A 14655-nucleotide genomic window follows, 5' to 3' on the forward strand; every position below is an offset into this window, starting at 1 on the left:
AGAATGCTTCAGCTAGCTAATGACTGTCCTGCTCCTAAGTCTGTTTGATAGTTAAAGAGGTAACTTTATATCTTCATGCTTTTAATTTTCTCTTCATCTGGTGTGACGCGCAAGGTTTTCTGGCCCGTATAGGTGACAAATCCTGGCTTTCCACCGGTTGGTTTGTTGAGCTTTCTAGTCTCAATCATATCTACTTGGACCAGATTAGAGAGTCTGGCCTTGGAGAAGTAAGCCGCTAGCTCGGCAGCGTCAGTCTTAACTTCATCGCTGGGCTGAAGATTGCCTGTGATGACCACATGACTGCCTGGGATATCCTTAGCATGGAACCAAAGCTCATCTTTTTTGGCCATCTTAAACGTCAGCTCATCATTTTGTAGATTGTTGCGGCCAACTAGGATAATGGTTTGGCCATCTGTTGCCAAATATTTCTCCGGTTTCTGCCTTTTCTGGATTTTCTCTCTCTGGCGTCGGCGGATAAAGCCAGTCTGGATTAGTTCCTCCCGAATTTCCGCAATTTCAGTCAGGCTGGCCTGAGCAAGGGCTGTTTCCACGCTCTCTAGGTAGAGAATCGTAGTCCGTGTCTCCTCAATTAAGCTGGTCAGGTGTTTGACAGCTTCCTTGAGCTTCTGGTAGCGTTTAAAATAGCGCTGGGCATTTTGATTGGGCGTCAGAGCCTTGTCAAGCGAGATCATAATCTTCTCACCTGTGTAGTAATTGTCCAATTCCACCTGTTCTTGGTCGTTGGGCACCTGATGGAGGAAGGTGGTCAAGAGCTCCCCTTTTTGGCGGAATTCTTCTGCATTCTCCGTTGCTAGGAGCTCTTCCTCTTGCTTACTTAGTTTTTTTCGGTTCTTTTCCAACTCATTTTCTACTCGGCGGATGAGCTCGCTGGCCTGCTGGTTGACCCGGTCTCGCTCAGCTTTGTCCTTATAAAAAGTGTCTAAAAGCTCGGATAAGGTGGAGATTTGGGTCTTGCTGTCGGAAAATAGCAGAGCAGAGAAGGATTTTTCGGTCAGGCTTGGCTGAGTCGGACTGGCAAAGAAGGCTCGGAAAGTTTTGAGCTTGTCAGCTGTCAGACGGCCACTGAGCTCAGTAGCCGTATCCCGACCCAATCCCTGAAAAATTTGCTGCAGGCGTTTGGGCTCTAAGTCTTCAGTATGTAGGATTTCAAAGAGCTTTTCATCGCCTACAGTGAAAGGATTAAGACTGCCAGTCTGAGGCGGTGCGACATAAGTTGAGCCCGGCAGGATGGTTCGATAGCTATTTTGTGAAAATCCGACATGTTTGATGGCTTCAATAATTTTCCCGCTAGCCTTATCCAAGAGAATGATATTGCTGTGCTTGCCCATGATTTCGATGACCAGAGTCACAGCCACGCTGTCGCCGATTTCGTTCTTATTGGAGACGCTGATTTCCAAAATCCGGTCATTCTCTGCCTGCTGGATAGCTTCAATAACGGCGCCCTGCAGGTATTTGCGCATAACCATGATAAAGGTATTGGGAACAGCTGGATTTTCAAACGTGGTATCTGTCAGCTGGACGCGCCCAAAGACCGAGTGGGCTGATAGGAGCAGCTTGTGGCTTTGGCGGTTGCTGCGAATCTGTAAAACCAGCTCCTGTTCAAAGGGCTGATTAATCTTCTGAATGCGGCCGCCCACTAATTCGCGGCGGAGCTCCTCAGTCATGTGGTGTAAAAAAAATCCGTCGAAAGACATGCTTTTCTCCTTGAAACTTGCTATAGAAAATTATAACAAAAAACCAAGCTAAAAGCTTCTAAAGTCTCGCCAAAAAGCAATTTAATTTTTGCCTATAACTGCCTCTATAAAGCAAATCAGAACATTTTATAAAAATTTTCAAAAAGGTCTTGACATCCTTTCAGGAAAAACTTAAAATATAGGAAATTAGAAAAGTAGTAGATGCATTTGTTTTTAGCGAGCTTGTGGTTGGTGGAAATGAGCAGCAAATCTTTACGAAATTGGGCTAATTGATAAAATGAATTTGAAACAATAAGAATTCGGTATGCACACCTTACAGTGCAGCTTGTTTGATGACAAGATAGAGACATGGGGAATATTTGCTATTTTCCATAATTGAGGTGGCACCGCGATTTTCGCCCTCACACAGAATACCTGTGTGAGGATTTTTTGTTGCTTATTATAAAAAAAGGAGAATTACCTATGTTTAAACGATGGCGTCCCTAGGGATTGAACAAAAAATATAAAACATAGAAATGGAGAAAGAACATGAAAAACAAACGATTAATCACTATCTTAGGCCTTCTGGCCGTTTTGGCAATCGGTGGGATTGTCTATTCCAGCTTGAACAGCAAAGGTAACACCACAAAGACTAGCAGCGACAGTCAGACGGTCAAGGTCGGCGTGCTGCAGTATGTCAGTCACCCATCGCTGGATTTGATCTACAAGGGGATTCAGGATGGTTTGGCTGAGGAAGGCTATAAGGGAGACAAGATTAAGATTGACTTTATGAATGCTGAGGGCGATCAGAGTAAGGTCTCTACTATGAGTAAGCAGCTGGTTTCCAATGACAACGATGTGCTGATTGGGATTGCGACTCCGTCTGCACAAGGACTGGCAGCAGCTACTAAGGACAAGCCTATTGTCATGGGAGCTATCACAGATCCAGTCGGAGCAAACCTAGTGAAAAATCTGGACAAGCCAGGGGGCAATATCACGGGTGTCTCTGACCGCAATCCAGCTAAGCAACAACTAGAGCTGATTAAAAAATTGACTCCAGATGTAAAAACTATCGGTGCGCTCTACTCTAGCAGCGAAGACAACTCCAAAGCTCAGGTGGAAGAGTTCAAAAAATTGGCTGAAGAGGCAGGCTACAAGGTAGAGGAATTTTCGGTTCCTTCGACCAATGAAATTGCTTCAACCATGAATGTCATGACTGGCAAGGTTGATGCTATCTGGATTCCAATTGACAATACCATTGCGTCAGCTTTTGCGACAGTTGTGTCCAGCAATAAAGAAGCTAAGAAACCGATTTATCCAAGTGCGACGGCCATGGTAGAAGAAGGAGGCCTTGCCTCTGTCGTTGTAGACCAGTATGACCTAGGTGTTGCGACTGGTAAAATGGCTGCTAAAATCCTTAAAGGTGCTAAACCTGCTGACACTGCAGTAGATATTTTCGATACAGGTAAATCTGTTATCAATACCAAAAATGCCAAAGAACTTGGCATTACTGTACCAGAAGATGTTCTGAAAGAAGCAGGTCAGGTTATCAAATAAAAAGAAGGAAGTCTGTTGCTTGACAGGCTTCTTTTTCTCGATAGTCTCTTCTTGTAAAACCTTTCTCGCAGTTGTATAATAGAATTGGCTCAAGTGAATGAGAAGAGCAAATGAAGTTCAGTTTGTTCCAGTTGATTTTACGAAGAGATAGAAGCGGAAAGGGAGTTAGTCAAGAAAGAATGGAAGAAGATATTCAAAAAAACCGCTATATGGGATCGGTCAAGGTTGGCCCCAAGGGGCAGATTGTCATTCCCAAAGAAGTGAGAGATATGTTTGGAATTCAACCTGGGGATGCTCTGGTCCTCTTTGCAGATGCCCAGCAAGGCATTGCCATCCAGCGTTACGAGCTCTATGAAGATCTATTTAATCAGACCTTCAATGGAGATAAGAATTCAAAAAGTGATTTATAAAATCGGAATCTGCTTAAGCAGATTTTTTCTTTTGCTTTTATTTGCTACTACTAATGAATAGGTGTATAATAAGTATAAGAAGTTATACAAATCATACCAAACTCTTTCGAGATTGAGTTAGAATAGCTCAGTTTTTAGCTAAATGAGTAAGTTGTGACTAGCTTTAGATATCAAAGTCATATCTTTAAAATAACATTTCGCTTTTTATTTCCTCATATCTGATGAAAGGAGATGTCCTTATGTATGCAGTTGAGATGCAAGATTTGACCAAGCAATACGGCTCAAAGACGGTTGCTGATGGTTTGAATCTAAAAATTGAAGAGGGTGAATTCTTTGCCATGCTGGGCTCTAATGGTGCGGGGAAGACAACAACGATTAAGATGCTGTCCTGTCTAGTTGAGCCGACAGCAGGAGATGCTCGAATGCTAGGCTATAGCATTCGCAAGGAGGAAGACGCTGTCAAGGAAATGATTAATGTTTCGCCTCAGGAAACAGCTGTTGCTCCCAAGCTGACAGTCAAGGAAAATCTGGAGATGATTGCTCGTTTATATGGATTTTCTAAGGAAGAAGCGGTGCAAAAGACAGAGCATCTGATGGAGACATTTGACCTGACGGATAGGCAGCATGATTGGGCCAAGTCCCTGTCAGGTGGCTGGCAGCGCAAGCTCAGTATTGCAATGGCTCTAATCAGTCAGCCCAAGATTTTGTTTCTGGACGAACCGACCTTGGGACTGGATGTACGTGCTAGAAGGGAGTTATGGAAGAATATTGAGCAGCTAAAGGGAAAAGTTACAGTGATTCTGACAACACATTATCTAGAAGAAGCCGAGGCTTTGGCCGACCGACTTTGCATTATGGATAAGGGAGTGGTGCAGATTTTGGGGACAGCAGAGGAAATTATTCAAGCTTCCGGCAAGAAGGATTTTGAAGAGGCCTTTTTGTCCTATACGGAAGGAGGGGAATGAGCATGAGAGCCTTCATTTTTGCAAAGCGCAATTTCAAAGAAATCATGCGTGATTATGTCAGCAGTCTGATGGGAATTGGTTTTCCTGTCTTTCTGATTATCGCCCTGTCCCTTATGAAGCAGAGCCTCAAAGGTATGCCAGCTATATTTTCCATTGAAAATTTTGCCCCAGGTATGATGGTGTTTGGTGCTTCCTGGTTAACTATTTTTGTTGGTAGTTTAATGGCCACGGACCGCAATAGCTCTTTTCTCATGCGGTTGCTATCTACACCACTTAGAAGTGTGGATTATATCTTAGGCTATTCGATTCCAGTTCTGCCTCTAGCTCTTTTACAGGGCATAGCTAGTTTTGCAACTGCAATGATTTTTGGCTTATCCTTAAATCTGGGAACTTTTTACGCCCTCTTGGTTTTGATTCCAGTAGCTCTGCTCTTTATTTCATTGGGCTTGCTTTTAGGCTCAGCTTTCTCTAGCAGTAATGCAGTCAGTGGTTTTGGAACTATTCTTATCAATGCCACGGTTTTTCTCAGTGGAGCAGTGCTTCCGATTGAGATGATAGGAGGTGGTTTTGAAGCATTTTGCAATTCCTTGCCATTTGCCCATGCAGCAAAGGCTGTTCAGTTGGCATTGGCTCAAGATTTAAATTCACTTTTGCCACATCTGTTCTGGGTTTTGCTCTATGCTTTCCTATTCTTTATCCCTTCTGTCTGGATTTTCAAAAAGAGGATGAAAGGGTAGAGGTTTAGTTCAATCTAGAATTCAGCTGGATTAGCTTGCGAAATGTTTAGAAATCTGTTAGAATGAAATATAACTGAATAGCAATCCGCAAGACCAGTAACCTAGGGGAAGTTTAACAGGGAGGAGAGCCATCGACTGAAAGCTCTCTAGATGAAAGCTAGGCGAATTCACTTGCTCTAGGATTGATAAGTAAGGTCTGGCTTGCCAGATAAAAAACGGATGGTACCGCGTGTCAACGCTCCGCTTATGGAGATTGGCGCGCTTTTTATTTTGGAGGGAAAATGACGAAAACGATTGAAGAACAACTAAAAAGCCTGCGTGAAGAGACTTTAGCTTCTCTTAAGCAGCTCAAGGCTGAGAATCAAAAGGAACTTCAGGATTTGCGTGTAGCAGTCTTAGGTAAGAAGGGTTCGCTGACTGAAGTCCTGAAAGGGATGAAGGATATCTCAGCCGAAATGCGGCCGATTATCGGGAAGCATGTCAATGAAGCGCGTGATATTCTGACAGCGGCCTTTGAAAAGACAGCTCAAGAGATGGAAGAGCAATTAGTAGCTCTGAAACTGGCTGAGGAATCCTTGGATGTGACTCTGCCAGGCCGTCAAATTCCAGTAGGGAACCGTCATATTCTTAGCCAGACTAGTGAAGAAATTGAAGATATTTTCATCGGAATGGGCTATCAGGTCGTTGACGGCTTTGAAGTGGAGAAGGACTATTACAACTTTGAGCGGATGAATCTGCCTAAGGACCACCCAGCACGGGATATGCAGGACACTTTCTACATTACAGAGGAAATCTTGCTCAGAACCCACACCAGTCCGGTACAGGCGCGAGCTATGGATGCTCATGACTTTTCTAAAGGGCCACTCAAGATGATCTCACCGGGGCGCGTTTTCCGACGGGATACCGATGATGCGACTCACTCCCATCAGTTCCATCAGATTGAAGGCTTGGTGGTTGGAGAAAATATTTCCATGGCAAACTTGCAAGGAACGCTGCAGCTGATTGTCCAAAAGATGTTCGGCCAAGACCGCAGTATCCGTCTGCGTCCGTCATACTTCCCATTCACAGAGCCGTCTGTTGAAGTGGATGTTTCCTGCTTCAAGTGTGGCGGTGCCGGCTGTAATGTCTGCAAGAAGACAGGCTGGATTGAGATTATGGGAGCTGGTATGGTGCATCCGCGCGTATTGGAAATGAGCGGCATTGATGCAGAGAAATATTCTGGATTTGCCTTTGGTCTTGGTCAAGAGCGGGTAGCTATGCTTCGCTACGGTATCAATGACATTCGTGGATTCTACCAAGGAGATATTCGTTTTTCTCAGCAGTTTAAGTAGAAACCTGTATTCATAGATGCAGCTTTTCTGAGAAAGGAGTGCAGTATGCTAGTCAGAGTCAAAAAAGAAGAAGCGAGTCTCTTACGAGAGTTGGAGGTCGCGACTTATCAAGAAACCTTTGGTCCATTTATCAAGGAAGCTGATATGGCTCATTATTTTGACAATGAGCTGTCGCTTGCGACCATCGAAAAGGAACTGGCAGACTCTGAGTCAGAGACCTATTTTGTTGTCAAAGACGGTGAAATTGCTGGTTTTCTCAAGTTTAACTGGGGACAGGCTCAAACGGAGCAAGAACTGCCACAGGCCTTTGAGGTTCAGCGAATCTATGTCTTGAAGGCTTATCATTGTCAAGGCTTGGGCAAAGAATTGTTTGAGTTTGCTTTGGAAGAAGCCAAAAAACGAGGTTTTGACTGGGTATGGCTGGGCGTCTGGGAGAAGAACTTTAGAGCTCAGGAATTTTACTCTAAATACGGTTTTGAAAAGTTTGGTCGGCATGATTATATCACTGGTGATAGAGTAGATGCAGGTTGGCTACTGCGCAAGAAATTGAAATAAACAAGAAAATTTAAAGAGAGGAAATGATACGACCTAAAAGCTCGAAATTTAGATGATTTGCTTATGAAATCAGGATTTCAGACAAATCCTAAAATTTAGTTGGTCAAGTTCCTCAGTGATAGAATAGAGAAAGGAGTGCAGTATTCTAGTCAGAGTCAAAAAAGAAGAGGCGAACCTCCTGCGAGATGTGGAAGTCCAAACTTATCAAGAGACCTTTGGCCCTTTTTTCGGTGAGGAGGACCTGGCTCATTATTTTGACAATGAGCTGTCACTTGCAACTATCGAAAAGGAACTGGCAAATCCTGAGTCAGAGACTTATTTTGTTGTCAAAGACGGTGAAATTGCTGGTTTTCTCAAGTTTAACTGGGGACAGGCTCAGACAGAGCAGGAATTGTTTGATGCTTTTGAAGTTCAGCGGATCTATGTCTTGAAAGCCTATCATGGTCAGGGTTTGGGTAAGAAATTGTTTGAGTTTGCTTTGGAAGAAGCCAAAAAACGAGGTTTTGACTGGGTCTGGCTGGGCGTCTGGGAGAAGAACTTTAGAGCTCAGGAATTTTACTCTAAATACGGTTTTGAAAAGTTTGGTCGGCATGATTATATCACTGGTGATAGAGTAGATGCAGGCTGGCTGCTGCGCAAGAAATTAAAATAAACGAGAAAATTTAGAGAGAGAGAGGAAATGATACGACCTAAAAGTTTAAATTTAGATGATTTGGTCATTCAGATTCCTCAGCGATAGAATAGAGAAAGGAATTGAACTTGGGCTAAAAACTCGGAAAAAAGATAGATTTGCGAGCATTCATCAAATGCTTGGGTAATCTCCTATTTTTCAATTGTTTTTGACGCCCTTGGTATCTTAAATATGCTAGTAAGTTATAAGTGGTTAAAAGAGTTAGTAGACATTGATGTGGCAAGCGCTGAGCTGGCTGAGAAAATGTCAACGACAGGAATTGAAGTGGAAGGTGTGACATCACCAGCTGCTGGCCTGTCAAAAATTGTTGTTGGTGAGGTGGTATCGTGTGAGGATGTTCCAGATACCCACCTGCATGTTTGTCAAGTCAATGTCGGAGAAGAGGAGAACCGTCAGATTGTCTGTGGTGCTCCAAATGTTCGCGCAGGCATCAAGGTTATGGTGGCTTTGCCAGGTGCTCGCATTGCCGACAATTATAAGATTAAAAAAGGAAAAATCCGTGGCTTGGAGTCACTGGGCATGATCTGCTCTCTCGGTGAGCTGGGCATTTCTGATTCTGTCGTGCCAAAGGAATTTGCGGATGGCATTCAAATCCTGCCTGAAGAAGCAGTGCCAGGTGAGGAAGTCTTCTCTTATCTGGACTTGGACGATGAGATTATCGAGCTTTCCATCACACCAAATCGGGCAGATGCTCTGTCTATGCGTGGGGTGGCTCATGAAGTGGCTGCAATCTATGACAAGTCAGTACATTTCAAAGATTTTCCGCTAGTGGAAAATGAAAAGCAAGCAGCTGACAGTCTTTCAGTAGCCCTTGAAACAGAGAAAGCCCCTTACTACGCGGCTCGTATCTTGGAAAATGTTACCATTGCCCCAAGTCCTCAGTGGCTGCAAAATCTCCTCATGAACGAAGGAATTCGTCCGATTAACAATGTAGTGGACGTGACCAACTACATCCTGCTTTACTTTGGTCAGCCTATGCATGCCTTTGATTTGGATACGTTTGAGGGTGATCAGATTGTTGTGCGGGAAGCGCGTGCTGGTGAAAAACTGGTGACACTGGACGGCGAAGAGCGCGAGCTGGAAGTCAGCGACCTAGTCATCACTGTGGCGGATAAGCCAGTGGCCCTTGCAGGTGTCATGGGCGGAGCAGCTACCGAAATCTCTGGCCAGTCCACTCGTGTTGTTCTAGAAGCAGCTGTTTTTGATGGTAAATCAATCCGCAAGACCAGCGGGAGACTTAACCTGCGGTCAGAATCATCTTCCCGCTTTGAAAAAGGGATCAACGTGGCAACTGTCAATGAAGCTTTGGACGCGGCAGCAAGTATGATTGCGGATTTGGCAGGAGCGACTGTTCAGGCTGGTATCGTATCAGCTGGTAGTTTAGACACTAGCGATGTAGAAGTAGTGTCTAGTCTCGCGGATGTCAACCGAGTTTTGGGAACAGACTTGCTTTATACAGATATTGTGGATGTCTTCCGCAGACTTGGCTTTGGCTTGTCAGGAAATGCTGAACAGTTCACTGTCAGTGTACCTTGCCGTCGCTGGGATATTTCAATCGAAGCGGATCTCTATGAAGAAATTGCTCGCATTTATGGCTATGACAAATTGCCAGCTAGCCTGCCAAAAGATGACGGGACTGCTGGTGAATTGACTGCAACGCAGCAACTGCGCCGTCAAGTACGGACCTTAGCAGAGGGAGCTGGACTGACAGAAATCATCACCTACGCTTTGACGACTCCAGAAAAGGCGATTGAGTTCACTCTCAATCCTAGTAACTTGACTGAGCTCATGTGGCCGATGACAGTGGAGCGCTCTGTTCTTCGTCAGAACATGGTTTCTGGAATTTTGGATTCCATTTCTTACAATGTAGCTCGTAAAAATAAGAATCTAGCTCTCTATGAGATTGGAAAAGTCTTTGAGCAGACTGGCAATCCTAAGGAAGAGCTACCAAATGAAATCAATAGCTTTGTCTTTGCTTTGACAGGTCTGGTTAATGAAAAAGATTTCCAGACCAAGCCAGTAGCAGTTGATTTTTTCTATGCCAAAGGAGTGGTAGAAGCACTCTTTGATAAGTTGGGCTTGACTGCTGAATACGAGGCTAACAGCCAGATTAAGAGCCTGCATCCTGGTCGGACTGCTTTGATCTCTATCAATGGACAGCCTGTCGGCTTTGTCGGCCAAGTCCATCCTGCGACAGCCAAGGCTTACGATATTCCTGAAACTTATGTGGCTGAGCTCAATCTGTCTGCTATCGAAGAGCAGCTCCAGCCAGCACAGCCATTTACAGAAATCACTAAATTCCCAGCTGTCAGCCGTGACGTGGCCCTCTTGCTCAAGGCTGAAATCACTCACCAAGAGGTCCTTGATGCAATCCAAGCAGCTAGTGTTAAGCGTTTGACAGATATTAAGCTCTTTGATATCTTCTCTGGTGACAAGCTGGGGGTTGGCCTCAAATCTATGGCCTACAGCCTGACTTTCCAAAATCCAGAAGCCAGCCTGACTGACGAAGAAGTGGCTAAATACATGGAAAAAATCGAAAAATCCCTGACCGAAAAACTCGGCGCAGAGGTACGTTAATGAACTATTCCCCAGTCATGTGATTGGGGATTTTGATTAATGCCCTTCGAAATCTTATTCTAATCATAGTTGATTTGCTTTCTATCTTGGCAAACTTATTACTGGGATGCGAGCAATGATGTAGACGAAACGAGAAGTATTCGAAATTGAAAATCAGTAGGAAAAGTAATCATGGAAAATATAAACCAAATCTCCGAATGTCAGACTCTTTGGGCTAGAAATAAATATCTGGTTCTCAGTCATTCCAGTAAGATCTATCTGGAAATCCGTCAGTATCTGAAAAGTGACTCTGTGGAAGCAGCTCATGTTCAAGACTTGATTGATCAGGCGGTAACCTTGCCTGAAAACCGCGGTCAGGTCAGCAATGCCTTTCAGCATATTTGGGGCTATTTTAAGAAAAAAGCCAGCACGACTGAAAAAGAAGATTTTATGCATCTTTTGCTTCGTTACCAATCCGGTCAGGCTGAGAAAAAAGACTTGGTAAGAGCTGCAAGGGACTTGCTAGTCAAGTATCCCAATTCTTATCTGAAAAAATCGACTTTGTTATTTGGGGATGAAGCATGAGGAACTGAAATTAAGGGGAGAGAATAAGCTTGCTTGTCTAGTAGCTTTGAGGGGTGTAGATGATTTGACTGTTTTTGATAAAGGCTCCACCTCGAGCAAAACGTGTCTTTAAGGTATGATTGGAGAAATGATGTTTTTTACTTATCAGGGAAATAAATTATATTATAAAGTGATTGGTCAAGGAAAGCCAGTCTTGGCAATTCATGGTTTGGGCTGTTCATCTGAATTGATGGAAGGATGTTTGGAACCCATTTTTGAGAAACATGCTGACTATAAAAGGATTTATTTAGATTTACCTGGCATGGGTAGGTCTGATGCCAATCCTGCTTTTGCAAGTGCGGATGTGATTTTAGAGATGCTCTTGAACTTTATAGAGACTGTAATCAGCGAACAAACTTTTCTCTTAGCTGGAGAGTCTTATGGTGGCTATCTTGCTCGAGGAATTTTGGCTAAGAAAAGGTCAGAGATTGATGGTTTGTTGCTTATTTGTCCAGTAGTTGTACCCAATCCGCAAGAAAGAATTCTTCCAAAAGACAGCCTGCTAATTAGAGAGGTAGGTTTTGATATAGCAGGCAAAAACGAAGATTTCGTTGATTTGGCGATTTTACAGACTAAAGAAACTTATCAACGGTTTGAAAAAGAAATCCTGGCAGGGCTTCAGATGATGAATGCTCCCTTTGTCCAAAAACTGCAAGAAAACTATGCTTTTTCGTTTGAAGTGGATCAAGAGATACAGGAAAAGGGCTATGACGAGCCCAGCCTTTTTATAGCAGGAAAGCAGGACCAAGTCGTGGGCTTCCAGCAGTTAGCGCAACTGTCTCACTATTATCCAAGGGCAACTCATGCTGTAATGGATCTTGCTGGTCACAATGCACAGATAGATCAAGAGGCTCTCTTTACGGCCTTGGTTGAAAATTGGCTCAAGCGAATTGAGCTTTCCTGATACTCCAAGATTTAATAAGTTGAACAGATGCAGATGAAACTGGAGTTCATCAAAGAAATCTAATACAGCCCAAAATTGATTTTAAAAACATAGAAAAAAGCGGTCATACCGCTTTTTTTGTTTATTATCCCCAGAATTTCTGGGCGATTTCTTGACCTTGTTTGATTTTGGCCCATTGTTGCTCAATGGTGAGTTCATTTCCAGAGTCACAAGAGGCAAAGCCGCATTGGTGGGAGAGTAGGAGTCGCTCTTTCGGTAGAACGGTTGCTGCTTTCTCGAGGAGGTCTAGGACACGCTTTTCATCATCCAAGCCTGTCGTTTTGCTGGAAAGAAGTCCTAAAACGACTTCCGCATCCTTGTCTTTCAAAGCTGCTAGGGCTGATACATCACCAGCTACATCGCTGTCCCACTCTAGGAAGTAGCGATCATAGTGTTGGTCGCGCAGGAATTTTTCCGCGATAGCTTCGTAGGTACCCTCAGCAGCAGAGCGGCTTTCGTAGTTACCACGGCAGTTGTGGGTCCAGATAGTCAATCCAAGCTCATGAGCGTAGTCTACAACTTCGTTATTAATAGCGACAAACTCGTCTGCTAGGTCAGCAAGACTAGCATTGCCTTCAGCAAAGAAGCTGGCAGGATTGGACTCGTCAAAAAGCTCCCAGAGACAGTCGTCAAACTGGATAATCTGTCCGCCAGCAGCCTTATAGTCGTCCAAAAATTCCTTATAAGCTTGAATCAAGCCTTTTTTCAAATCTTCATTGGTCTCATAAACTTGTCCTGGTCCCGCTAAGCGGTCAAAGACAGCTAACTCAGTATAAGCATGAGCAGGCCCCCAGACAGTCAGCTTAGTATCTTCACCAGCAGCCTCTTCCTTGACTAGCTTATAAATCTCGATAAAGTGATGGTTTTTACCAGAGAGTGGTGCTGTGATGCGGATACCAATGTCCTTGCGGGTCTCGTATTGCCCACCATCGTGGTCCTTAAAGGTATAGCCGTGGTCAGCAATGTAGCGCTCGATTCCCTTAAGTCCCCAGACAAAGTCCAGATGCCACATAGACTTGGAGTATTCTCCATCTGTCAGGATGTCAATACCCTTAGCCTTTTGCTCAGCGATAATCTCCTTGATGTCAGCTGTCTCCGTCTCATGGTAGCCTGGGAAACTGTCGTAGAAGGGATATTGGATATCATCGCGGTGCTCAATTTCTGTTTTATACTGGCGCAGATTTTCTGGCCGCAGAAGAGATCCAACCAGTTGAAATTTTGATTTTGTCATAAGCTTACTCACTTTCATTAGGGATTATGGTTTATTGTATCGAAAATTCCTCGGCAAATAAAATAGTTAATTCTGCTGATAGGGTATAGCCGAAAACTATTGCTAGCGCTTCCTGGAATTTGTCTTTCAAGATTAAAGAATCTTCTCCATCACTGTTTCCTGAGGCTGAAGTCCTAACCGCTCATAGAAACGCAGGGCTCCAACATTGTCGTTCCAAACATTGAGAGTCAGATTATAGCAACCGATTTCCCGAGCATAGTCTTCTGCAAAGCGATAAAGCTGCTCGCCGACCTTTTGCCCTCTGGCTTTCTCATCTACACATAAGTCCTCGATAAAAAGTGTCTTGATAGGATTGAGTATAGAACTGACAGGTTCCTTGATGGAGCAAAAGAGATGACCGAGGATTTCTCCAGCTTCATTTTCAAAGACGAAAATAGGGGTGGACTCTTGCTCCAGAATCTTCTCTAATTCTTCATTGCTAAACTTGCTTCCCTTGGCCTTGAAAATGTCTGGACGAGCCTGATGGTGGACAAGCAAGATTTGCTGAAGGAGTTCTTGGAGTGCAGGAATATCGCTGACTTGGGCTTTTCTGATTGGCATGATGTTCTCCTTTTATCTTTTTAAGAATCATTATACGACAGGGAACTATTTTGTCAAGAGAGTTCGGAAAGACAACAGAACAAGCAGCGTCTGAATAGCAAAGTTCAGTCAGAGTGAGCCATTTCCTTTAGGTGTATTTTCCTTATAATAAAAACTGCTTTTTCTTGACAAATGAAACAGACAAGTGTAGAATATAAGTATAAACTACAAATGTAGAAAAAGGAGAAAGCGATATGACGATTACAAAAAAAGCCTTTATCGGAATTCTATCTCTGACAGCAGCAGTCCTATTGGCTGCCTGCTCAGGCAATACTAACCAAGGAGGGAATACTAGTTCATCACAGAATACACAAGGCCAAACATCACAATCTGCGCAAAATCAGACTTCGCAGTCATCAGCTGCATCTTCCTCTAATCAGCCTTCGTCATCATCAAATACAGGGCAGGCTACAAATCTAGATGGGCGCTACCAAGCAACCGACCATGATGGTGACCAGCATGTCCTAGAAATCAATGGTACGACTGGTGCTTGGACTGAGACCGAGGTCGATGGCAGTAAGGAAATCAAGCAGGTACAAGTAGATAGTGCTAATCAAAGACTGATTGTCGGCGATGATGTCAAAAGTTACCGCCAAAATGGCAATCAGCTGATTGTGGACGAATTGGATGATGATCCAGACACTCTGACCTTTACCAAGCAGTAAAGCGCTTCTCATTCTGCTCAGGACAACAGGTGGGGCAGTGAGGAAATCAAACTAGGA

General features: G+C 43.9%; 14 protein-coding genes. 11 read left to right on the forward strand and 3 right to left on the reverse strand.

Going from position 1 to position 14655, the window contains the following annotated elements; translation table 11 throughout:
• Positions 1-65: 65 nt before the first annotated feature.
• On the reverse strand, positions 66-1715 hold the full coding sequence (gene fbpA / locus O3627_RS08000; protein ID WP_125383333.1) for an Rqc2 family fibronectin-binding protein FbpA: 1650 nt from the start codon (positions 1713-1715) through the stop codon (positions 66-68).
• 528 nt (positions 1716-2243) lie between these two features.
• Between fbpA and trpX the strand changes: the two genes are divergently transcribed.
• The 10 genes from trpX to O3627_RS08050 all read left to right on the forward strand — a co-directional run bounded on the left by trpX (position 2244) and on the right by O3627_RS08050 (position 12024).
• Complete coding sequence (gene trpX, locus O3627_RS08005; protein WP_125383335.1) at positions 2244-3251, forward strand: tryptophan ABC transporter substrate-binding protein; 1008 nt, start codon at positions 2244-2246, stop codon at positions 3249-3251.
• A 110-nt stretch (positions 3252-3361) separates the two neighbouring features.
• Positions 3362-3661 (forward strand): AbrB/MazE/SpoVT family DNA-binding domain-containing protein, encoded by a 300-nt coding sequence (locus O3627_RS08010; RefSeq protein ID WP_125383337.1) that lies wholly within the window; start codon positions 3362-3364, stop codon positions 3659-3661.
• 221 nt (positions 3662-3882) lie between these two features.
• The gene (locus O3627_RS08015) at positions 3883-4626 is read left to right on the forward strand and encodes an ABC transporter ATP-binding protein (RefSeq protein WP_185756178.1); all 744 of its coding nucleotides are present in this window, start codon (positions 3883-3885) and stop codon (positions 4624-4626) included.
• Between the two features lie 2 nt (positions 4627-4628).
• Positions 4629-5363 (forward strand): ABC transporter permease, encoded by a 735-nt coding sequence (locus O3627_RS08020; protein ID WP_343091843.1) that lies wholly within the window; start codon positions 4629-4631, stop codon positions 5361-5363.
• A gap of 281 nt (positions 5364-5644) precedes the next feature.
• A complete protein-coding gene (pheS, locus tag O3627_RS08025) occupies positions 5645-6694 on the forward strand; it encodes a phenylalanine--tRNA ligase subunit alpha (protein WP_002904274.1) in 1050 nt (349 codons plus the stop codon).
• Between the two features lie 45 nt (positions 6695-6739).
• The gene (locus O3627_RS08030) at positions 6740-7249 is read left to right on the forward strand and encodes a GNAT family N-acetyltransferase (RefSeq protein ID WP_125383342.1); all 510 of its coding nucleotides are present in this window, start codon (positions 6740-6742) and stop codon (positions 7247-7249) included.
• 142 nt (positions 7250-7391) lie between these two features.
• The gene (locus O3627_RS08035; protein ID WP_125383344.1) at positions 7392-7901 is read left to right on the forward strand and encodes a GNAT family N-acetyltransferase; all 510 of its coding nucleotides are present in this window, start codon (positions 7392-7394) and stop codon (positions 7899-7901) included.
• 210 nt (positions 7902-8111) lie between these two features.
• On the forward strand, positions 8112-10517 hold the full coding sequence (pheT, locus tag O3627_RS08040; protein WP_125383346.1) for a phenylalanine--tRNA ligase subunit beta: 2406 nt from the start codon (positions 8112-8114) through the stop codon (positions 10515-10517).
• Positions 10518-10688: 171 nt separating this feature from the next.
• Complete coding sequence (locus tag O3627_RS08045) at positions 10689-11081, forward strand: YbgA family protein (RefSeq protein ID WP_125383348.1); 393 nt, start codon at positions 10689-10691, stop codon at positions 11079-11081.
• Between the two features lie 115 nt (positions 11082-11196).
• Entirely contained in the window at positions 11197-12024 is an 828-nt protein-coding gene (locus O3627_RS08050; RefSeq protein WP_125383349.1) for an alpha/beta fold hydrolase, read from the forward strand.
• Between the two features lie 124 nt (positions 12025-12148).
• Here O3627_RS08050 and O3627_RS08055 read toward each other — a convergent pair whose 3' ends face one another.
• Together O3627_RS08055 and O3627_RS08060 are read right to left on the reverse strand one after the other, a co-directional pair.
• Entirely contained in the window at positions 12149-13294 is a 1146-nt protein-coding gene (locus O3627_RS08055; protein WP_185756180.1) for a cobalamin-independent methionine synthase II family protein, read from the reverse strand.
• 132 nt (positions 13295-13426) lie between these two features.
• Positions 13427-13894, reverse strand: coding sequence for a GNAT family N-acetyltransferase (locus O3627_RS08060; protein ID WP_125383353.1), 468 nt, complete (start codon positions 13892-13894; stop codon positions 13427-13429).
• A 233-nt stretch (positions 13895-14127) separates the two neighbouring features.
• Here O3627_RS08060 and O3627_RS08065 point away from each other — a divergent pair, with 233 nt between their 5' ends.
• Complete coding sequence (locus O3627_RS08065; RefSeq protein ID WP_125383354.1) at positions 14128-14598, forward strand: SP_0198 family lipoprotein; 471 nt, start codon at positions 14128-14130, stop codon at positions 14596-14598.
• Positions 14599-14655 lie beyond the last annotated feature (57 nt).

Source organism: Streptococcus sp. 27098_8_82 (genome assembly GCF_041431615.1).
Lineage (GTDB): Bacteria > Bacillota > Bacilli > Lactobacillales > Streptococcaceae > Streptococcus > Streptococcus sanguinis_K.